Origin of the sequence: Citreicoccus inhibens, assembly GCF_019039035.1 — a bacterium.
Lineage (GTDB): Bacteria > Myxococcota > Myxococcia > Myxococcales > Myxococcaceae > Citreicoccus > Citreicoccus inhibens.
On the sequence record NZ_JAHNZT010000011.1, the window covers coordinates 110,277 to 129,636 of the forward strand.

Consider the following 19,360-nt stretch of genomic DNA (forward strand, 5'->3'; position numbering starts at 1 on the left):
GGCCGCCGTCGTTGGTATTGCCCCGTCCGGCTGGCGGGCGGGCTTGAAGGGCGGCTCATTCCGCCCGACATTCGCGGTTATGTCGTGTCGGGGGCCCTCGACTTCGACCGCCGCCGGAGGGCAAACAGTCTTGCCATCCGTCGTTTTCTGCGCAATGAGGGCCCCGCGCTGACGCCCCGCCGGGGCTGTCTCCCTCGTCTCACCCGGAGCCTCGATGAAGATCCACGAGTACCAGGGCAAGGAACTCTTCCGGAAGTATGGCGTCCCGACGCCGCGCGGCATCCTCGCGCTCTCTCCCAATGAGGCGGAGACCGCCGCCAAGGAGTTGGGCACGTCGGTTGTCGTCGTGAAGTCCCAGATCCACGCGGGCGGCCGCGGCAAGGGCGGCGGCGTGAAGCTCGCCAAGAGCCCCGCCGAGGCGAAGGACCTCGCCAAGGCGATGCTGGGCATGAAGCTGAAGACCATCCAGACCGGGCCCGAGGGCCAGACGGTCCACAAGGTCTACATCGAGGAAGGTCTCGCCATCGGCCAGGAGCTGTACCTGGGCGTGACGCTCGACCGCGCCTCCAGCCGCGTCACCTTCATGGCTTCGCGCGAGGGCGGCGTGGAGATTGAAGAAGTGGCGGAGAAGCACCCCGAGAAGATCCTCCGCGAGACGGTGGATCCGGCGGTGGGCTTCCAGGACTTCCAGGGCCGCAAGCTGGCCTTCGGCCTGGGCCTCTCTGGCGCCACGGTCAACAAGTTCGTCCAGTTCTGCTCCGCGCTCTACCGGATGTACATGGAGACGGACGCGGCGCTCGTGGAGATCAACCCGCTGGTCATCACCAAGGATGGCGGCGTGGTGGCGCTCGACGCGAAGGTGACCTTCGACGAGAACGCGCTCTACCGGCACAAGGAGCTGCTGGAGTACCGCGACTTGGCCGAGGAGGAGCCGCGTGAGACGCAGGCCAAGGAGTTCGACCTGGCCTACATCGCGCTCGACGGCAACATCGGCTGCATGGTGAACGGCGCCGGTCTGGCCATGGCCACCATGGACACCATCAAGCTGGTGGGTGGCAACCCGGCCAACTTCCTGGACGTGGGCGGTGGCGCGAGCCGTGAGAAGGTCACGGCGGCGTTCAAGCTCATCCTGGCGGACTCGGCCGTGAAGGCCGTCCTCGTCAACATCTTCGGCGGCATCATGAAGTGCGATGTCATCGCCGAGGGCATCATCGCGGCCGCCAAGGAAGTGCAGCTCAAGATTCCGCTCGTGGTGCGGCTCGAGGGCACGAACGTGGAGAAGGGCAAGGAGCTGCTGCGCAACTCCGGGCTCGCCATCACCCCCGCGGACAACCTGCGCCAGGCGGCGGAGAAGGCCGTGGCGGCGATCAAGTAGTCGCGCGCACCGTCTTCGAACTCTTTTCCTGAAGGAACGCCATGAGCATCCTCGTCAACGAGAACACGAAGGTCCTCTGCCAGGGCATCACCGGCTCGGCGGGCTCGTTCCACGCCAAGCAGATGTTGGACTACGGGACGAAGCTGGTGGCCGGCGTGACGCCGGGCAAGGGCGGTACCGACTTCGAGGGCAAGGTCCCCGTGTTCAACACGGTGGCGGACGCCGTGAAGCAGACGGGGGTCAACACCTCCGTCATCTTCGTGCCGCCCCCCTTCGCCGCCGACTCCATCATGGAGGCCGCCGACGCGGGCATCTCCCTCATCATCACCATCACCGAGGGCATCCCGGTCAACGACATGGTGCGCGCCAAGCGCTACCTGCAGGGCAAGCCGGTGCGCCTCATCGGCCCGAACTGCCCGGGCGTCATCACCCCCGGCGCCAAGTGCAAGATCGGCATCATGCCGGGCCACATCCACAAGCCGGGCCGCATCGGCGTGGTGTCCCGCTCAGGCACGCTGACGTACGAGGCCGTGCACCAGCTCACGCAGCTGGGCCTGGGCCAGTCCACCGCGGTCGGCATCGGCGGTGACCCGGTCAACGGCACGGACTTCGTGGACGTGCTGCGCCTGTTCAACGCGGATCCGGAGACGGACGCGGTCATCATGATTGGTGAGATCGGCGGCAGCGCCGAAGAGGCGGGCGCGGAGTACATCGCGCGCGAGTTCACCAAGCCGATCGCCGGGTTCATCGCCGGCCAGTCCGCGCCCCCGGGCAAGCGCATGGGCCACGCGGGCGCCATCATCTCCGGCGGCAAGGGCACCGCGTCGGAGAAGATCAAGGCGATGGAGGCCGCGGGCGTGCTGATGGCCGCGAGCCCCGCCGAGCTGGGCACCACGCTCCAGGAGGCGCTGAAGCGCGGCGCCCCCAAGAAGAACCGCTAACCGCTACTCACGCGAACACACAAGGACTCACCGACATGGCCATCGAGCGTACGCTGTCCATCATCAAGCCGGACGGTCTGGAGAAGGGCGTCATCGGCAAGATCATCACCCGCTTCGAGGGCAAGGGCCTCAAGCCGGTGGCGATCCGCCTGCAGCAGCTGTCCCAGGCGGAGGCCGAGGGCTTCTACGCGGTCCACAAGGCCCGGCCCTTCTTCAAGGACCTGGTGCAGTTCATGATCTCCGGCCCGGTGGTCCTGATGGTGCTGGAGGGCGAGAACGCCGTCCTGGCCAACCGCGACATCATGGGCGCGACCAACCCGGCCAACGCGGCCGAGGGCACCATCCGCAAGGACTTCGCGACCAGCATCGACAAGAACACGGTGCACGGCTCGGACAGCCTGGAGAACGCGAAGAACGAGATCGCGTACTTCTTCCGCGAGACCGAGATCCAGAGCTACACGTACACGAAGTAGTCCCGTCCGGCGCTCCGCCGCCGACGACTCCGGCCCGGTTCCCACGCCCTGCGTGGGGCCGGGCCGTTGTCGTTGTGGCAACCACTCCTCTCGGTGCGTTGCGCGGGCAGGGGAGGGGACGTGGGGCGCTTTGACTTGCTGGGTCCAGGTGTGGGAAGGGACAGCCGCGTACCCTCCGTTACAGTCGACTGAACGATGTCCGAGCCCTCCGCCACTGCCCTCCCTGTCACTGAGCCGCTGGCCGCCCCCGCGCCGGCGAAGCTCGTCGACGTGGCCAGCCTCTCGCTCGACGGGCTGACGCGCTTTCTCACCGAGCGACTGGGCGAGCGCGCGTTTCGCGCGGCCCAGCTCTACCGGTGGTTGCATCAGCGCGGCGCCACGTCCTTCGACGAGATGACCGACCTGTCCAAGGTGCTGCGCGAGAAGCTGCGCGCCCAGGCGGAGATCGTCCCGCTGGTGAAGGACCTGGAGCAGCGCAGCGTCGACGGGACCATCAAGTACCGCTTCAAGACGCGGGACGGGCGCTTCATCGAGTCCGTCTACATGCCCTCCGAGGACCGCAAGACGCTCTGCGTGTCCACCCAGGTGGGCTGCGCCATGGCGTGCACGTTCTGCATGACGGGCACGCTGGGGCTCAAGCGCAACCTCACGCCTGGGGAGATCGTCGCGCAGGTGCACGCGGTCAACCGCGAGGTGCGCCGCAACGAGAGCCTGGAGACGCTCCGCCCGCTCACCAACCTGGTGTTCATGGGCATGGGCGAGCCCCTGCACAACTTCGAGAACCTGAAGACGGCGCTCTCCATCCTTCAGTCCGAGGACGGGCCCAACTTCAGCCACCGGCACATCACCGTCTCCACCGTGGGCCTGGTGCCCATGATTGAACGTTTCGGTCAAGAGACGGACGTCAAGCTGGCCATCTCGCTCAACGCGAGCACGGATGAGCAGCGCAGCCAGACGATGCCGGTCAACCGGAAGTGGAACATCGCGGCCCTGTTGGACGCCTGCCGCAAGTTCCCACTGCGCCAGGGCCGGCGCATCACCTTCGAGTACGTACTGCTCAAGGGCTTCAACGACACGGACGCGGACGCGTACCGGTTGATGGAGCTGCTCCGGGACATCCCGGTGAAGGTGAATCTGATCCCGTACAACGAGAACCCGGGCTTGGGCTTCCAGACCACCGGCGAGCAGCGCGCCGAGGAGTTCCGGGCCATCCTCGCCGAGGGGCATGTTGCTGCCTATATTCGGCGGAATCGGGGGCGGGACATCGCGGGGGCGTGCGGTCAGCTCGCCAATCGGGGAGAAGCCGCGCCCCAAGTGACATAAGCACCCGAGCTTCCTTGACAATCTGCTAGGAGGGGCGCTAAGAGCGCCCCCCTCCTAGTCTGACGTAACCTGTTCGTTGGAGTTCTCCATGGCCGTCGTCCTCCGTCTTGCCCGCGCGGGCGCCAAGAAGATGCCGTACTACCACGTGGTCGCCACCGATTCCCGGAACCCCCGGGATGGCAAGTTCATCGAGGCGGTCGGTGCGTACGACCCGAACATCTCGCCGCCGAAGGTGGAGTTCAACGAGGAGCGGCTGAACTACTGGCTGAAGACGGGCGCGACCCCCTCCGAGACGGTTTCGGACCTGATCAAGGTCGCCAAGAAGGCCAAGCCCGCGACCACCGCCTGAGCGCGCACCCGTCTGGACAAGACGTGGAGCCGCTTCTCACGTATCTGGCGAAGGCCCTGGTCGACCAACCAGACCAGGTGAGCCTGCGCATCTCCGAGGCGGACGGCGGACAGCTCTTTGAGCTGAAGGTCGCCCCCGAGGACGTCGGCAAGGTCATCGGCCGTGACGGGCGCACCGTGAACGCCCTCCGGACGCTGCTCGGCGCCGCCGCCCAGAAGCAGGGCCAGAAGGTCCGCCTCGAGATCCTGGATGATCGGCGCAATGCGGCCAGTGGGCCCGCGGCGCCGTCTTCACCGGAAGCCGCGCCGTGACGTCTCATCTGCAGCTCGGATACGTCGCGCGCGCGCATGGCCTCAAGGGCGAGGTTGCCATCCGCAGCTTCGATCCCGCGTCTCAGACGCTGGACGAGGTGGAGCGCATCTTCGTGCGGCTGCGCTCGGGCGAGGAGCGCGAGCTGCGTGTGAAGTCCCTGCGCAATGCTCCCAAGGAGGACATTGTCGTCCTCGTGGGTGTCTCTTCCCGGACGGATGCGGAGGCCCTGGTGGGCGCCACCGTCTTCGTCTTCCGCGAGGACCTGGAGCCGCCCGAGGAGGGTGAGTTCTTCCAGGGCGACCTCGTGGGGCTCACGGCCGTGGATGAGGCGGGCAAGGCGCTGGGGACGGTGGAGGAGATCTGGGCCACCGGTGAGGTGCCGAACCTGGTGATCCGCGCCGCGGGCGCCGAGGAACTGGTGGTGCCGTTCGCGGATGAGTTCGTCCCGGCGGTGGACCTCGCCGCTCGGCGCATCGTCATTCGTCCGCCTCGGTTCCTGGACGCGGACGACTCGGAGTTCAGCGGAGACCCATGAGCTACCCGGTGGAGATCCTCACCCTCTTTCCGGGCATGGTGTCGGGTTATCTGGGGGCGAGCATCCTGGGGAAGGCCCAGGAGAAGGGCCTGCTCGCCGTCACGCTCACGGACATCCGCGAGTACGCCGAGGGCAAGCATCGCGTCACCGACGATGCGCCCTATGGCGGCGGCGCGGGGATGGTGATGAAGCCCGATCCCCTGGTGGCGGCCATCGAGGCGGCGCGACAGCGGCTGCCGGGCGCCAGGGTGCTGTTGATGAGCCCGCGGGGGCCGGTCTTCACGCAAGGGACCGCGAAGGCCCTGGCTGCGCATGCGGAGGGGCTCATCCTCGTGTGCGGGCGCTACGAGGGCGTGGACGAGCGGGTGATGCCGTTCCTCGACGGGGAAGTGTCCCTGGGGGACTTCGTGCTCACGGGCGGCGAGGTGGCGGCGCTGGCGGTGGTGGACGCGGTGGCGCGGTTGGTGCCGGGGGTGCTCGGCAACGTGGCCTCGTCGGTGTCGGAGAGCTTCGAAGAGGGGTTGCTGGAGTATCCCCAGTACACGCGCCCGCCGGTGTTCCGAGGGGCCGAGGTGCCTGCTGCCCTCCAGTCTGGCGACCATGCGCGCATCGCGCGGTGGCGCCGATGGAAGGCGCTCATGCTCACGCGGGAGCGTCGCCCCGAGTTGTTCGAGCGTGTGGCGCTGGACCGCGCGGATCAGAAACTTCTCGCCAAGCGCGAGGAAGAGCTGTAACGCTGTCTGTTCTCGTCCGGAGCCGATCTGCGGGCTTGTCCGAGACGCTTGTCTCTGCTAGTACGGCCCGCTCTTTCCACGCGTCCTACGCGTCAAGTTCTGTATTCTGGAGTCCGTTATGCGCCGCGACCTCATTCAGCACGTTGAAAGCAAGTACCTGCGCCAGGACGTCACCTCGTTCCGTACCGGTGACTCCGTTCGCGTTCACTGGAAGGTGAAGGAGGGCGAGAAGGAGCGCGTGCAGGCGTTCGAGGGCGTCGTCATCCGGAAGAAGAAGGGCCAGCACCGCGCCACGTTCACCGTACGCAAGATGTCCTTCGGCGTCGGCGTGGAGCGCATCTTCCCGCTGCACAGCCCGCGCTACGAGAAGATCGAGGTCCTGACCCACGGCGACGTGAACCGCAACCGTCTCTTCTACCTCCGCGGCCTGAAGGGCAAGGCGTCCCGCGTGGCGGTGCAGGAGGACACGGAGGCGAAGGCCGCCGCGAAGTCCTCCAAGGGCGCGTAGGCATCTGGACGGCGTGTCGACCGTCCCCTTCGCGGCGTAAGGCCGTGAGCGAAAAGGAGCGTCCAGCAATGGACGCTCCTTTTTTCGTTCAGGCTAGACTGAGGGTGCCATGCACTTCGTCGAGGTTGCCGTCCAGAACGTCCGGGGCTTCTCACCCGCGGGGCGTTTTCCACTCAAGACCGGATACCTCATCCTCAAGCCGCCCGCGGAAGCGGCGCCGCTCGCGGGGCTGACGCTCTCGCTCCTGTTCTCCGATGGCCGCGGCGGTGACGTGGCCTACGTGGGGCCGGGCGGGAAGTCGGGCAAGGCGGCGCTCACGTTCGTGGGGCAGGACGGCGCCACGTACCGCGTGCTTCGCGAGTTGGGGGGCTCAGGGACGTTGCATCGCATGGGCGCGGGCGCGGCCCAGCCCGAGCTCATCTCCTCGGATGCGGCGGAGATCAGCCAGTACCTCCGTGGTCAGGCCGGCCTTCCGCCTCGGGGCACGTTCGAGCAGGTGTATTGCCTTCAGTTGGCGATGTTGCCGTCTCGTCGTCCGAGGAAGTCGGCCGCCGCTGCGAAGGTGGATCCGAAGACGACGGGGAAGTTTCCGGCGCTGGCTCAGGCGGCCACGGTGCAGGCCGCCGAGGACATCCCCGCGGCCGAGGCGAAGCTTCGCGCGCTGGAGACCGAGGCGGTCAGTGCTCGCGAGGTGGATCAGATCCAGTTCCGCGTCGATGAGCTGAACTCGCTCATCTTCGAGGCGGACTCGAAGCTCAAGAGCACGGAGGGGCTGAAGGTCGCTGTCGCGGACGCGGAGGCGGCGTGGCGCTCGGCTCCTGCTCCCGAGACGCTCGGGCTGCCTCAGGACATCATCTCGCGCGTGCAGCGCTACCCCAAGGCGGTGGCGAAGCGCGACGACGCGCTGATGAAGCTCAACGCGGATCGCGAGGTCGAGGCGCAGGACGTGCCCTCGTCCGTGGAGCCGCTCACGCAGAATCGGATCTTCTGGGCCGGGCTGGGGGCGGGGGTGTTCTTCCTCGCGCTGAGCGTGGGCCTGGGGCTGTCGGTGGGACCGCTGTGGCGCTACCTGGCGCTCTTCAACATTCCCGCCTTCGGCACGGCGGCGCTCATGGCGCTCCGCTACGTGGATGACCTCCAGAAGTCCACGCGGCGGGGGAGCAAGGAAGGCCGCTTCGACTCGCGCGAGAAGAAGATCTCCGACGAGTTCGAGGCCGAGGCCGCGCCGGTGCGCATGGCGCTCAAGGCGCTCGGGCTGGAGAACATCGACGACATTCCCGGGGCGTTGGAGCGCAAGGATTTGCTCGGCGTTCGCGTGGGAGAACTCCAGGTCCAGCTCGAGCAGATGGAGGCGGATCCCGAGTTCGTGGCCGCGTCCTCCCGTCGCCAGGCGCTGAAGGATGAACTCGAAGGGCTCAACGGTCAGCTCTCGCAGAAGGGCGCCTACGTGCGCGAGCTGCGCGAAGTGGAGCGGGAGATCGCCCGCATCAAGGAGTCCATCACGCTGGCCAAGGCGCCGCCCTCCGCGGCGGCCCCAGGCGCGCAGCCCGGCGGGACTCCCGCTGAGCCATTGGAAGATCCTTCCCCTGCGTTGCTCGCGCAGGCCGCGGACGTGTTGACCCTGGACATCCTGGCCACGCAGGCGCTTCTGCGCGACCGCTGCGTTCAGTACCTCACGGCACTGACGGATCGCCGCTACCAGGGCGTCGAGTGGGACAAGGAGGGGCGCGCCTTCGCGCTGGCCCCTGGCAAGCGAACGCCGGTGGGCGAGCTGCCGCCGCGCGACCTGGACCTCTACTACCTGGCCCTGCGGATGACGGTCGTGGAGAAGGCGAGCGCCCGCGTGAAGCAGCCGTTCCTGCTCGAGGATGTGTTGACGGGGGTGGAGGAGGCGAAGCTGCCGCTGGTGGCTCGCATGCTCAAGCACCTGGGCACGCTGACCCAGGTGCTCCACGTCACGGCGCACCCCGGCTTCGCCCAGATGTCGGACGGCACCGTTAACGTCTAGTCGGTGCGAGGCGGTCCGCGCGAGACGCCTTGGGGGAGTGGGTGGGATGGGACGGGCGGCGGCGCCGGGGGACCGGCGTGGGTGGGGGAATACGGCGGAAGACAGCGCGGTGCGCTTCCTGGAGGCCCGAGGGTGGCGCGTGCGGGCCCGCAACTGGACGTGCCGTTACGGTGAGCTGGATGTCGTGGCAGAGCGCGACGAGTTCGTCTGCTTCGTCGAGGTGCGCATGCGCTCCTCTACCGTGTGCGGTGAGCCCGTGGACACGGTGTCCTTCGCCAAGCAGCGCCGCGTGGTGAAGGCGGCGATGCACTACCTCTTCCAGTATGACGTCCGCGAGCGCATGGTGCGCTTCGACGTCATCTCCGTGGTGGGGCGCGGCGCGCACGCCACGGTGGAACACATTCCTGGCGCCTTCGACGCCGGTATGTGAGGAACGCCCCATGGCTGGAACGCTCTATCTCGTCGCCACTCCCATCGGAAACCTGGGGGACATCACCTCACGGGCGCTGGAGACGTTGCGCACCGTGCGCTTCCTTGCGTGCGAGGACACGCGGCACTCGCGGGTGTTGCTCGACCACTTCGGAATTGGGGGCAAGGACCTCGTGAGCCTGCCAGCCTTCGCCGAAGGCCAGCGGGCCGGACGCATCCTGGAGCGCATCGTGGAGGGCGAGGACTGCGCCCTCATCACCGATGCGGGGAGCCCCGGCATCAGCGACCCGGGCGAGAAGCTGGTCGCCGAGGCCCTCGAGCGAGGGGTGACGGTGGTGCCCGTGCCTGGGGCCACCGCGTTGGTGTCCGCGTTGAGTGCGTCGGGGCTGCCCACGGGGCGGTTCCACTTCCTGGGCTTCCTGCCTCGGAAGGGGCCTGAGCGACACGCGATGCTGGAGGAAGTGGCTCCGCTGTCCGCTACGCTCGTTCTCTATGAGTCGCCTCGCCGGCTGGGCGAGACGCTCGTGGATCTCCATGCGGCCTGGGGCGAGCGGCGAGCATGCGTGGCCCGTGAGCTGACCAAGCTGCACGAGGAGTTCGTTCGCGCCCCCTTGTCGGAGCTGGCCGCGCGCTATGCCGCCGAGGAGGCCCGGGGCGAAGTCGTGGTGTTGGTGGAGGGACGCACCGGCGAGCGGCGCTGGTCCGAGGACGAGCTGAAGCGCGCGCTGCAGGAGGGGTTGGGGCGGGGCGAGAAGCTCAAGGCGCTGAGCACCGAGCTGGCTCGCCGCGCGGGCTGGGCCGGTCAGGAAGTCTACCGGCTTGGCCTGGGACTGAAGCAGCGGTGAAGCAGGGCCCCAGGGCAGGACGCCCCGGGGCCAGGGCCCGTGGTCAGAAGCTGAAGCTGGCCGACAGGTCGAAGCGGAACGTGGTGCTCTCCGTGGCGCGGAAGCGACGGCCGGCCACGTCGTAGCGCCAGTCGAAGTTCGGGTTCACCTCGGAGGGGTTCGCGGCCACGTTGACGGTGCCGCTGCTGTCCTCGTCCTTGCCAATCGTCTCGGACGTCAGCAGGTGGTCCGAGTTGTAGAGGAAGGTGCCCGAGGCGCGGATGGTGAACGCCTCGGCGGCGCGCGCCGACACGCCCACGAGTCCGCCGACCTGGAAGTAGTCCTCCGACGTCAGCAGCTTGCGCAGCGCCGAGCTCAGCTCATTGTAGTAGCGGCCCTTGCCCACGTAGTTGCCGATGGCGCGCAGGTCGAAGGCGAACTTCTGGAACTTCTTGTCGTTCTGGAAGGGCACCAGCTCCACGCCGAAGAGCATGCTGGCCTGGGTGGGGGACTTGATGCCCGTCTCCTTGCGGTCCCACGGCCCCGTGAGGCAGTTCTCCGGCGCGCCCAGGTTGGAGGGCGAGGCGTCGCGCTGATCGCAGTTGGAGTAGAACTTCGGGCCGCGCACCGGGATGGTGTACGAGGCCCGGAAGTACGGGTCCGCGATGCCCATGCGCCGCGAGAACGACGTGTAGATCTGGTACTTGTGCACCCGGTCACCCACGTTGCCGCGGTTGTCCGGATCCGTGGTGTCCAGACTCGGGTCGCGCTGCTTCGCGGTGGGGGCCTCCCAGTCCAAGCCGATGATCCACGTGGGCTTGGTGTCATCCTTCTCCTGGTTGAAGAAGGCGTAGGCCATGCCGAAGTGCATGTTGCCCAGGCCACCGCGGAAGCTCTCCTGCGGCACGCCGAACAGGGGATGCCCCAGCCCGGCCGGGTCCGCCAGGCAGCCCGGAATGGTCGAGCCGTCCGCGTTGATGCAGTTGTTGGTGAGGGTCGAGTTGGTCAGCGTGGTGCCGCTGACGAAGTCCCAGCGCTCGTTCTGCTGGAAGACGATGGGGACCGCGAAGGAGAACTCGAGGTCGCGGTAGAGGCCGAAGGCCAGCCGCAGGTTCAAGCGCGAGTCCACGCCCTTGTACCAGAGCTCGTTGCTCTCCTGGAGGTGACCGCCTTCGACCGACGGGGCCTGCTCCCGGACGAGCTTGGCGCGGGTCTGCGTCCGCTCGAACCCCACGTCGATGAAGAGATCGAACGGATCGTCATCCTCGAACGAGGACGCGATCCGCGTGATATCCGCCGCGCTGGCGGCCAACGGCGCGCCGAGCGTCAGCGCGGCGAGAACGGCGCGAAGCCTGTGCATCCGACCTCCGACGACAAATGGCCAGGGCTTCCAGCTAGCCGTGCCCTCGGAGGGGTGTCAAGAATCCGATGACGTTTACTTGCCCGCGACCGGAGTCCCGAGGAGTCCATCGAGCCGGCGGACCTCTTGTTCAAAGGCCGACTTCTGCGTCGCCTTAAGTGCGCCACGGTAGGTCTTGTGCTGATCGAACGGGTCCAGCACGCGGTCATCCTGCGTCATGAGCTGGTAGTGCAGGTGGGGCGCGAAGGAGTGGCCGGTGTTGCCGCTGTGGGCCAGCACCTGGCCGACGTTGAAGCGCGCCCCGGCCTGGAGGCTCTTGGGCAGCTCGGACAGGTGCAGGAAGAGGGCACGGCGCGCCTTGCCGCCAGACTCGACCAGCTCCAGTGAGTTGCCGTTGCTGCCCCAGTTCCAGTTCTTGCGCTTGATGACGCCGGCGAACGGCGCCTTGACGGGCGTGCCCACCGGGGCGCGGAAGTCCACGCCCTTGTGGCCGCGGCCGTCGCGCAGCAGGGACGTCACCTGCTCGTACGTGTCGATGGGGGAGTGCTCGAGCCGCAGCTCCAGCTCCTCACCCGTGGGCAGGTAGTAGCGGGCGTTGGCCTCGCCCTCGGGCTGGAAGCGATAGGCCCGGTGCGTCTGGCCCGTCTTCGCGCTGACGAACCGCACGGCGTACACGAGCGGCTCCTCGCCGTCGCGCCGCTGGTAGATGACGTCGAGCGTGTCACCCCGGAGCACCTCGCCTGGGACGCGCACCCACCACACCAGCGTGCGGGTGACGACCTGGGACAGCGCGGGGCCCACGTCCGAGCCGGCCGCCTGGACGAACGCGGTCTCCAGCGGGCCGTTGATGCGCATGGAGGCGTGCTCGAGGCCCGCGGCCTTCACGGGATTCTCGGGCGTCGCGGGGGGCGTCGTCGCGCCCGGAGCGGCGGCGGTTGCCTGCTGAGGAGTCGGCGTGCCGGCATCCGGCGCGGGGGCCTGCGCCTCCGCGGTGACTTCTTGCGTGGCCTGCGCCATGCGCTGCTTCCACCACCACACGCCTCCCGCGGCGGCGCCGAGGATGACGGAGACGGCGACCACCGGTCCGAAGGGGTTGCGCTTCGGTGGGGCACCGAGGGTGGGAAGGTTCGGCCGCATGCAGGCTCCCGGAGGGTGGCAATGGGTACGCGGGCCCGAAACCGCCGGCATTCCGGCGATATTTCGGCACGCGGTCGTGGGTGGGGGACAGCGAGGGGTTACTCGTCCGGCCCCTCGTCCTGGCCGTCCGGCGACGGGTCGCGGAGGCCAAACTCTTTCATCTTCGTCTGGAGCGACTTGCGGCTGATCTGCAGCAGGCGCGCGGCCCGCGTGACGTTGCCGCCCGTCTCATCGAGCTTCTTCACGATGAGGTCGCGCTCCAACTCGGCCGCCTTCATCCGGACGATGTCCTTGAGGCCCACTTCGCCCGTGGGGACCTCGAGCGTGGCTGAGGAGGACGGGCTGGTGCCCGCGGTCATGCTCGTGCCCTGTCTGACGGGCTCGGGCAGGTCCTTCGCGGTGATGAGGGGACCATCCGCGAAGAGCAGCACGCGCTCGATGAGGTTCTCCAACTCGCGGATGTTGCCGGGCCACGCGTAGGTCTGCAGCAGGGTCAGCGCGTCGTCCGCGATGCCCTCGATCTTCTTGTTGAGGCGCCGGTTGTACTTGTCGACGAAGTGCTGGGCGAGCATGGGGATGTCGCTCCGGCGCTCGCGCAGCGCGGGCAGCACGATGGGGACCACCGCCAGCCGGTAGTACAGATCCTTGCGGAATCGGCCCGCTTCAATCTCGGCCTGCAGGTCCCGGTTCGTGGCCGCCACCAGGCGCACGTCCACGCGCGTCGTCTTGATGCCGCCCACGCGCTCGAACTCACCCTCCTGGAGCGCTCGCAGGAGCTTCACCTGCATCTCGACGGGGATCTCGCCAATCTCGTCGAGGAAGAGGGTGCCTTCGTCGGCCAGTTCGAAGCGGCCTGGCTTGGAGGTGACCGCCCCGGTGAAGGCGCCCTTCTCGTAGCCGAACAGCTCGCTCTCCAGCAGCGTGGCGGGGATGGCCGCGCAGTTGATCTTGATGAAGGGCTTGTCGCGCCGGCTGGAGGCGCCGTGCAGCGCGGTGGCGATGAGCTCCTTGCCCGTGCCGCTCTCGCCCGTGATCAGCACCGTCGAGGGCGTGTCCGCGACCTTGTCGATGATCTTGTAGACGTCCTGGATGGGCGGGGACTCGCCGATGATGGCCGCTCGTGCCTTGTGGTCTGGGCGCACCGAGCGCTTGGCGCTCTCGTTCGTCTTGGCGGCCTTGGCCACGACGGAGGACAGCTCGGCTTGATCGAACGGCTTGGTGATGTAGTCGAACGCGCCGGCCTTGATGGCCTCGACCGCCGAGTCCACGGTGCCGTGCGCGGTGATGATGATGACGGGCACGTCCGAGTTGGCCGCGCGCACGGAGGCGAGGACCTCCATGCCGCCCACCTTGGGCATCACCAGGTCCGTCACCACGATGTCCGCGCCGTTCTTGTGGAACTCGGCGAGCCCTTGCTCGCCGTTCTCCGCGACGGTGACGTCAAAGCCGTCCCGGCGCAGCAGCGCGGCCAGCACCTTGCGCAGGTTGGCCTCGTCGTCGATTACCAGGACCTTGGCCATGGAAGCGGGGCCTACGGCTGGCGCTGGGTCGAGGTCGCGCCCTCGATGGTGCAGATGGCGTCCGGGTGTTTGATGCGCAACAGCAGCGACTCCAGGACCCGGAACGGGTGGTTCATCTTGCTGGCGCCCAGGTAGGCGGTGACCATGTCCATGGCCACCGCGAGGTCCATGTTCTCGCGGCCGGTGGAGACCACCACGCCCGAGTCACCGCGCAGGCGGTTGGACTGGAAGATGCCGTCCGAGGCGAGCTGCCGGATGGTTTCGATCTCCAGGACGCCGGACTTCTCGTAGATGCGGTGCAGCTGCGAGTACAGGCGCGGCGACAGCACCACGGCGTAGGGGCCGTAGTGGCCGTGCTCGTTGAGCTTGCGCGTGGCCTCGACGATGGCCTGGAAGCCGCCACCCGCGGCCGTCCAATCTCCGAGCGAGACCGAGAGCCGGCCCACGGCTGTCATCAAGCCCTCGTAGCCGAGCTTGGTGTCGCCGTAGAAGATGAGCTCGTCCTCCTGCTGGGCGCAGAGCGCGGCGGCGCCCGCGGCGGCGGACACATCCAGCGGCATGTTGTGCGAGCGCGCCGCCTCGATGTCCCGCCAGTGCAGCAGGAAGTCCTTGTAGATGATGGGGATGGTCTTGAACTTGCGTGCGTCGGTGAAGACCATCGCGGTCTCCTGCTCTCCGACGATGTCCACGGCGCCGGGGGACACGCCCTGATACTCGTCGTAGGGCACCGTCTGCACGCCCGCGCCGAGCGGACCGTAGATGTCCAGGATGCGGCGGCCGACGAGCGAGCGGCGGGCGACCTGGATCACCGTCTCGTTCAGGCGCGCCCATTCCTCTTCGCGCAGCGGGTTCTCGGCATGTCCAAGAAAGTCAGGCATCGGATGGCTCCGTCACGACGGCAACAAACGGGAGGAGAATCGAAAAGGGCTCAGCGTCCACCGCCGCCGCCTCGGCGCAGGGGACCCACGGTCAGCGGATGGCTGCCCTCGGAAGGGGGCGGGGCCGGCATGCCGTAGATGAGGCGGTGCGGGGGCAAGGGCGTCAGCGGCTCGGGCGGCGTGCGGCCATGGGGCGCGGCCGTGGAGGGCGAGGGCGGCGGCGTGGGCACCGCGGCCTTTCCTCCGGCGACGGCCTGCTGGAAGTGACCGGGCGCGATGGGGTGCGCGAAGTGCGCGTCCTGTCCGGCGTCCAGCATGCGCAGCATGTGGGTGGCCTCGAAGACGTGCTCCTTCTCCTCGGCCGCCAGGTGCAGGAAGAAGGCGCGGACTTCCGGGTCGGTCGAGGCCGCCGCGAACGCCTCGTACTCGTTGATGGTCTCCAGCTCGCGCGCCAGCACGGCGCGGATGCGCGCCACGTCAGACCGCTCGGTGTCGGAGTTTCCAGCCATGGGTTGGCGACCCTCGCAATCCGTTGGGGGCACCGTCAAGTGAAAGAGGGCTCGGTGGGTTTCCTGCTTCATGGCGCTGGACACGGCGTTAGAGTCCGCGCCCGCGTGACCGCCCCAGCACCCGCATCGCCCGCCGAGTCGCCGAAGCCCTCAGTCCCCCCGCCGGCCCCGTCGGAGCGGGGGAGCGGACGAGGGGCCATGCTCGTCGCCATCGGCATCCTGGCCTCGCGCCTGATGGGGCTCGTGCGCGAGCGCGTGTTCGCCCACTACCTGGGCAACGCCGCCGCGGCCGCCGTTTTCAAGGCCGCGCTGCGCATCCCCAACTTCCTGCAGAACCTCTTCGGTGAGGGCGTGCTGTCCGGCTCCTTCATCCCCGTCTATGCCCAGCTCCTGGGCAAGAAGGACTCGGAGGAGGCGGACCGGGTGGCGGGGGCGGTGTTCGGGCTGCTCGCGCTGGTGACGGGGCTGACGGTGGCGGCGGGCATGTTCGCCACCCCGATGTTCGTGGAGGTCATCGCCCCGGGCTTCCATGGCGAAGAGCGCGCGCTGGCCGTCCGGCTGGTGCGCATCATCTTCCCGGGCACGGGGCTGCTCGTGCTGAGCGCCTGGTGCCTCGGCATCCTGAACAGTCACCGGCGCTTCCTGCTGTCGTACCTGGCCCCCGTGGTGTGGAACGTGGTGATGATCGCCACGCTGCTCGGGGCGGGTGGCCGTTACGGCGAGGAGAAGCTGGCGGAGATCCTGGCCTACAGCGTGGGCGTGGGCAGCTTCCTCCAGTTCGCCGTGCAGCTCCCCACGGTGCTCCGGCTGCTGGGGCGCTTCCGCCCGGCGCTGTCGCTGGCCAACGCGTCCGTGCGGCAGGTGCTGCGCAACTTCGGCCCCGTGGTGCTGGGACGTGGCGTGGTGCAATTCAGCGCCTGGGTGGACACCGCCTTCGCGTCGCTCATCTCCAGCCGCGCCCTGTCTTCCTTGTTGTACGCGCAGACCGTCTACCTCATCCCCGTGAGCCTCTTCGGCATGGCGGTCTCGGCCGCCGAGCTGCCCGAGATGGCGCGCGCCACGGGGGAAGGGGAGGCGGATGCCCACGTGAAGCTGCGCACGCGCATCGATGGGGGCGCGCGACGCATCGCCTTCTGGGTGGTGCCCTCGGCCGCGGCGTTCCTCTTCGTGGGCGACCTGGTGAGCGCGGCGCTGCTGCAGACGGGCCGGTTCGACGCGGCGGACTCGCGCTACCTCTGGTACCTGCTCATGGGCGCGGCGGTCGGGTTGGTGGCCTCCACCGTGGGGCGCCTGTACGCCTCCGCTTTCTATGCGCTGAAGGACCCGAAGACGCCCCTGCGCTATGCCGTGCTGCGCGTGGCGCTGGGCACCGCCAAGGCGTACGTGTTGGCGCTGTGGTTGCCCGACTGGCTCGGCGTGCCCCGGGAGCTGGGGGCCGCGTTCCTCACGTTGTCGAGCGGCATCGTGGCCTGGCTGGAGACCTCCCTCCTGCGCCGCAAGCTCATGCAGCGCCTGGGGCCCGTGGGGCTGCCGGCGGGCCTGCTGCCCCGGCTGTGGCTGGCGGCGGGCGTGGCGGGGTTCGTGGGGCTGGGCATCAAGCTGGGGCTGGCCCGGTGGCTGGGGCCCATGCCGGGAGTGACAGCGGAGTGGGGCGGGCACCTGCTCGTTCCCCCGCACCTGAACCCGGTCGTGGCGCTCATCGCGGTGGCGCTGCCCTTCGGGGCCGTGTACTTCGCGCTCGCCGCCGCCCTGGGCATCCCCGAGGCTGGCGCCGTGTTCCGCAAGGTGGGGCGCCGTCTCAAGGTCGTCCGCTGACGCGCCCCGCCGCCTGGGGCCCAGACGGGCTTTTGCTTGAATGTTTGAGGCGCAACGGGATGATTGTGCCCGGCGGATAAGTTGTCCCGGGAGCATCGGTGCGCTCGGCGTGTGCGTATCGATCTTCCTCTAAAGGTGGCGCGCGTGTAGAGTGCGCCGCCTTTTTCATGGGACTTGGACTTCACCGGAAGTCTGGGTCGACATCGTCTACGGAAGGTCTCGGCAGTGAGCGACGAGAAGAGCGGCGGAAATACGGGTGGTCCTGGTGGTTTCGGTCCGAAGAAGCCCAAGGCCACCTTCGGCGACGTGATGCTCGGGATTCCCTCGGGCGGCCGGAGCGACGAGCGCGGTGGGCGTGGCGGCGGCCGGGGCGAGGGCCGGGATAATCGTGGACCGGGCCGTGGCGGCGAGCGGGATGCTCAGCCTCGTCCTCAGGGTGAGGCCGCTGCGCCGGGGCGGGATGACCGCCGTCCGCGCGGTGGCAACGACCGCGGTGGCGAGCGGCGTGGCTCCGGAGGGGGCGACGCGGGTCAGCGCCGTCCGCAGGGGCCCATGGTCGTCGTGAAGCGCGCCTCGGGGGTCATCGAGACGCGTGGCCCGGCGGGCGACAAGCCGGCCGACGCGACCGCGACCGCCGAGGAGACCACCGCCACGGCGGAGGCCTCTGCTGCCGCTCCGGCACCTGCTCCGCGTCCGGTGGCTCCGACTCCGGTGCCCACCAGCGCGCTGTACGAAGAGGTCGCTGAGTCCGAGTCCTTCGCCGACATGTTCGAGGCGCAGGTGAAGGACGGAGGCGCTCCAGGTCGCCGCTCGGTTCGCGTGGGCGAGAAGGTCGCGGGCACCATCTTCCAGCTCGGCGCGGATACCGCGTTCGTGTCGCTGGATGGCGCGGCCAAGAGCGAGGCGATGATCGAGCTGCGCGAGCTCAAGGACGATGAGGGCATCCTCCGCTTCGGCGTGGGTGACCGCATCGAGGCGCACGTCGTGGAGATGGGCGCGCGCGGCATCCTGTTGAGCCGGGCGCTGGCCAAGGGCAACGCCTCCATGGCGATGCTGGCCGAGGCGCGCGCCTCGGGCATGCCGGTGGAAGGCATGGTCCTGGCGGTCAACAAGGGCGGCGTCGAGGTCGCCATTGGCGACGTGCGCGCGTTCTGCCCCATCAGCCAGCTGGACATCCGCTTCGTGGAGAAGCCGGATCAGTTCATCGGCGAGAAGCTCCAGTTCCGCGTCACCGAGGTGCGTGACCGCAACGTGGTGCTGTCGCGCCGCTCGCTGCTCGAGGACGAGCAGCGCCGCCTGGCCACCGAGACGCGCAAGAACCTGGCGGACGGCAAGGTCGTCAAGGGCAAGGTCTCGGGCGTCCGCGACTTCGGCGTGTTCGTGGACCTGGGCGGTGTGGAGGGGATGATCCCCGTCTCCGAGCTGTCCTACCAGCGCGTCGGCCACCCGAGCGAGGTCGTCAAGCAGGGCGACGAGGTCGAGGTGGAGATCCTCCGCATGGAGGCCGCCCAGCCCAACTCTCCCGACAAGTCGAAGCAGAAGGAGCGCATCACGCTCTCGCTGCGCGCGCGTCAGGAGGACCCGTTCAAGAAGGCCATCGCCGAGCTGAAGGAGGGCGACCGCCTGCAGGGCAAGGTCGTCCGGCTCCAGCCGTTCGGCGCCTTCGTGGAGCTGCGTCCGGGCGTGGATGGCCTGGTGCACATCTCCGCGCTGAGCGACCGCCGCATCGCGCACCCGCGCGACGTGGTGAAGGAGGGCGAGGTCGTCTGGGTGGTCATCGAGAAGATCGACCCGAACGACAAGCGCATCGGCCTGCGCCGCATCACCGAGGAGGAGGCGTCGCGTCCTCCCGAGGAGCGTCCGGCTCAGGCCGCCGCTGCCGCCGCGCCCGCGGCCCCCGCCGCGCCGCGCCCGCAGCCGGGTCAGGTCGTCGTGGGCAAGGTGGATCGCATCGAGCAGTACGGTGTGTTCCTCGCGTTCCCGGGGGGCAAGGGTCTCATCCCCGCGAGTGAGACGGGCACGGATCGCGGCACGGATCTGCGCAAGCACTTCTCGCTGGGCCAGGAGGTGAAGGTCGCCATCCTGGAGATCGATCCCGCCGGGAAGATTCGTCTGTCCATCCCGGCCGCGCAGCGCGCGGAGGAGCGCGCCGAGGTCGAGGCGTGGCAGAAGACGCAGCAGCCGCAGGGCGCTGGCAAGAAGGGCTTCGGCACCTTCGCGGATCTGCTCAGCAAGATGCGGAAGTAGGGGTGACTCTTTTTCGGCGCCCCTTGCCGATACACGAAGGGGTGCCGAAAAAGGTGTTGACGGTCCAGGGTGTGGGAGGTACT

At 68.6% G+C, this 19,360-nt stretch carries 19 protein-coding genes; 14 read left to right on the top strand and 5 right to left on the bottom strand.

What is annotated here, in order from left to right; all coding sequences use genetic code 11:
- Positions 1 to 214 precede the first annotated feature (214 nt).
- The 12 genes from sucC (at position 215) to rsmI (ending at position 9,832) form a co-directional block, all read left to right on the top strand.
- Complete coding sequence (gene sucC, locus KRR26_RS15750) at positions 215 to 1,375, top strand: ADP-forming succinate--CoA ligase subunit beta (protein ID WP_120208033.1); 1,161 nt, start codon at positions 215 to 217, stop codon at positions 1,373 to 1,375.
- Between the two features lie 41 nt (positions 1,376 to 1,416).
- Entirely contained in the window at positions 1,417 to 2,316 is a 900-nt protein-coding gene (gene sucD, locus KRR26_RS15755) for a succinate--CoA ligase subunit alpha (protein ID WP_120208035.1), read from the top strand.
- A gap of 35 nt (positions 2,317 to 2,351) precedes the next feature.
- The gene (gene ndk / locus KRR26_RS15760) at positions 2,352 to 2,789 is read left to right on the top strand and encodes a nucleoside-diphosphate kinase (protein WP_120208037.1); all 438 of its coding nucleotides are present in this window, start codon (positions 2,352 to 2,354) and stop codon (positions 2,787 to 2,789) included.
- 195 nt (positions 2,790 to 2,984) lie between these two features.
- Entirely contained in the window at positions 2,985 to 4,112 is a 1,128-nt protein-coding gene (rlmN, locus tag KRR26_RS15765; RefSeq protein ID WP_217080220.1) for a 23S rRNA (adenine(2503)-C(2))-methyltransferase RlmN, read from the top strand.
- A gap of 88 nt (positions 4,113 to 4,200) precedes the next feature.
- The gene (gene rpsP / locus KRR26_RS15770; RefSeq protein ID WP_120208041.1) at positions 4,201 to 4,461 is read left to right on the top strand and encodes a 30S ribosomal protein S16; all 261 of its coding nucleotides are present in this window, start codon (positions 4,201 to 4,203) and stop codon (positions 4,459 to 4,461) included.
- Between the two features lie 23 nt (positions 4,462 to 4,484).
- Entirely contained in the window at positions 4,485 to 4,772 is a 288-nt protein-coding gene (locus KRR26_RS15775) for a KH domain-containing protein (RefSeq protein WP_120208043.1), read from the top strand.
- Positions 4,769 to 5,308: a ribosome maturation factor RimM gene (gene rimM, locus KRR26_RS15780; RefSeq protein ID WP_120208045.1), complete on the top strand. Its 540-nt coding sequence runs from the start codon at positions 4,769 to 4,771 to the stop codon at positions 5,306 to 5,308. Before KRR26_RS15775 ends, rimM begins: the two co-directional genes overlap by 4 nt.
- On the top strand, positions 5,305 to 6,042 hold the full coding sequence (gene trmD, locus KRR26_RS15785) for a tRNA (guanosine(37)-N1)-methyltransferase TrmD (protein ID WP_120208047.1): 738 nt from the start codon (positions 5,305 to 5,307) through the stop codon (positions 6,040 to 6,042). The genes rimM and trmD overlap by 4 nt, the downstream gene beginning before the upstream one ends.
- Before the next feature lie 118 nt (positions 6,043 to 6,160).
- On the top strand, positions 6,161 to 6,550 hold the full coding sequence (gene rplS / locus KRR26_RS15790) for a 50S ribosomal protein L19 (RefSeq protein WP_120208049.1): 390 nt from the start codon (positions 6,161 to 6,163) through the stop codon (positions 6,548 to 6,550).
- Positions 6,551 to 6,659: 109 nt separating this feature from the next.
- Positions 6,660 to 8,558 (top strand): AAA family ATPase, encoded by a 1,899-nt coding sequence (locus KRR26_RS15795; RefSeq protein WP_217080221.1) that lies wholly within the window; start codon positions 6,660 to 6,662, stop codon positions 8,556 to 8,558.
- A gap of 46 nt (positions 8,559 to 8,604) precedes the next feature.
- The gene (locus KRR26_RS15800) at positions 8,605 to 8,988 is read left to right on the top strand and encodes a YraN family protein (RefSeq protein WP_120208052.1); all 384 of its coding nucleotides are present in this window, start codon (positions 8,605 to 8,607) and stop codon (positions 8,986 to 8,988) included.
- A gap of 10 nt (positions 8,989 to 8,998) precedes the next feature.
- Complete coding sequence (gene rsmI, locus KRR26_RS15805; RefSeq protein WP_120208054.1) at positions 8,999 to 9,832, top strand: 16S rRNA (cytidine(1402)-2'-O)-methyltransferase; 834 nt, start codon at positions 8,999 to 9,001, stop codon at positions 9,830 to 9,832.
- Between the two features lie 43 nt (positions 9,833 to 9,875).
- Here rsmI and KRR26_RS15810 read toward each other — a convergent pair whose 3' ends face one another.
- The 5 genes from KRR26_RS15810 to KRR26_RS15830 form a co-directional block, all read right to left on the bottom strand.
- Positions 9,876 to 11,171: a hypothetical protein gene (locus tag KRR26_RS15810; RefSeq protein WP_217080222.1), complete on the bottom strand. Its 1,296-nt coding sequence runs from the start codon at positions 11,169 to 11,171 to the stop codon at positions 9,876 to 9,878.
- A 75-nt stretch (positions 11,172 to 11,246) separates the two neighbouring features.
- The gene (locus KRR26_RS15815; RefSeq protein WP_120208058.1) at positions 11,247 to 12,308 is read right to left on the bottom strand and encodes a peptidoglycan DD-metalloendopeptidase family protein; all 1,062 of its coding nucleotides are present in this window, start codon (positions 12,306 to 12,308) and stop codon (positions 11,247 to 11,249) included.
- A 98-nt stretch (positions 12,309 to 12,406) separates the two neighbouring features.
- Positions 12,407 to 13,828, bottom strand: a complete 1,422-nt coding sequence (locus tag KRR26_RS15820; RefSeq protein WP_120208060.1) for a sigma-54-dependent transcriptional regulator — start codon at positions 13,826 to 13,828, stop codon at positions 12,407 to 12,409.
- A gap of 11 nt (positions 13,829 to 13,839) precedes the next feature.
- Positions 13,840 to 14,706 (bottom strand): family 1 encapsulin nanocompartment shell protein, encoded by an 867-nt coding sequence (locus KRR26_RS15825; RefSeq protein ID WP_120208062.1) that lies wholly within the window; start codon positions 14,704 to 14,706, stop codon positions 13,840 to 13,842.
- Between the two features lie 50 nt (positions 14,707 to 14,756).
- Positions 14,757 to 15,215: a ferritin family protein gene (locus KRR26_RS15830; protein WP_120208065.1), complete on the bottom strand. Its 459-nt coding sequence runs from the start codon at positions 15,213 to 15,215 to the stop codon at positions 14,757 to 14,759.
- Positions 15,216 to 15,413: 198 nt separating this feature from the next.
- On the opposite strand from KRR26_RS15830, the gene murJ reads away from it, so the two are divergent.
- Together murJ and KRR26_RS15840 are read left to right on the top strand one after the other, a co-directional pair.
- Positions 15,414 to 17,030: a murein biosynthesis integral membrane protein MurJ gene (gene murJ, locus KRR26_RS15835; RefSeq protein WP_120208067.1), complete on the top strand. Its 1,617-nt coding sequence runs from the start codon at positions 15,414 to 15,416 to the stop codon at positions 17,028 to 17,030.
- A gap of 225 nt (positions 17,031 to 17,255) precedes the next feature.
- On the top strand, positions 17,256 to 19,277 hold the full coding sequence (locus KRR26_RS15840) for a S1 RNA-binding domain-containing protein (protein ID WP_120208069.1): 2,022 nt from the start codon (positions 17,256 to 17,258) through the stop codon (positions 19,275 to 19,277).
- Positions 19,278 to 19,360 lie beyond the last annotated feature (83 nt).

Coding starts and splice junctions, on each gene's coding strand:
- sucC (WP_120208033.1), top strand. CDS start 215: ATGAAGATCCACGAGTACCAGGGCAAGGAACTCTTCCGGAAGTATGGC.
- sucD (WP_120208035.1), top strand. CDS start 1,417: ATGAGCATCCTCGTCAACGAGAACACGAAGGTCCTCTGCCAGGGCATC.
- ndk (WP_120208037.1), top strand. CDS start 2,352: ATGGCCATCGAGCGTACGCTGTCCATCATCAAGCCGGACGGTCTGGAG.
- rlmN (WP_217080220.1), top strand. CDS start 2,985: ATGTCCGAGCCCTCCGCCACTGCCCTCCCTGTCACTGAGCCGCTGGCC.
- rpsP (WP_120208041.1), top strand. CDS start 4,201: ATGGCCGTCGTCCTCCGTCTTGCCCGCGCGGGCGCCAAGAAGATGCCG.
- trmD (WP_120208047.1), top strand. CDS start 5,305: ATGAGCTACCCGGTGGAGATCCTCACCCTCTTTCCGGGCATGGTGTCG.
- rplS (WP_120208049.1), top strand. CDS start 6,161: ATGCGCCGCGACCTCATTCAGCACGTTGAAAGCAAGTACCTGCGCCAG.
- KRR26_RS15795 (WP_217080221.1), top strand. CDS start 6,660: ATGCACTTCGTCGAGGTTGCCGTCCAGAACGTCCGGGGCTTCTCACCC.
- KRR26_RS15800 (WP_120208052.1), top strand. CDS start 8,605: ATGGGACGGGCGGCGGCGCCGGGGGACCGGCGTGGGTGGGGGAATACG.
- rsmI (WP_120208054.1), top strand. CDS start 8,999: ATGGCTGGAACGCTCTATCTCGTCGCCACTCCCATCGGAAACCTGGGG.
- KRR26_RS15810 (WP_217080222.1), bottom strand. CDS start 11,171: ATGCACAGGCTTCGCGCCGTTCTCGCCGCGCTGACGCTCGGCGCGCCG.
- KRR26_RS15815 (WP_120208058.1), bottom strand. CDS start 12,308: ATGCGGCCGAACCTTCCCACCCTCGGTGCCCCACCGAAGCGCAACCCC.
- KRR26_RS15820 (WP_120208060.1), bottom strand. CDS start 13,828: ATGGCCAAGGTCCTGGTAATCGACGACGAGGCCAACCTGCGCAAGGTG.
- KRR26_RS15825 (WP_120208062.1), bottom strand. CDS start 14,706: ATGCCTGACTTTCTTGGACATGCCGAGAACCCGCTGCGCGAAGAGGAA.
- KRR26_RS15830 (WP_120208065.1), bottom strand. CDS start 15,215: ATGGCTGGAAACTCCGACACCGAGCGGTCTGACGTGGCGCGCATCCGC.
- murJ (WP_120208067.1), top strand. CDS start 15,414: ATGCTCGTCGCCATCGGCATCCTGGCCTCGCGCCTGATGGGGCTCGTG.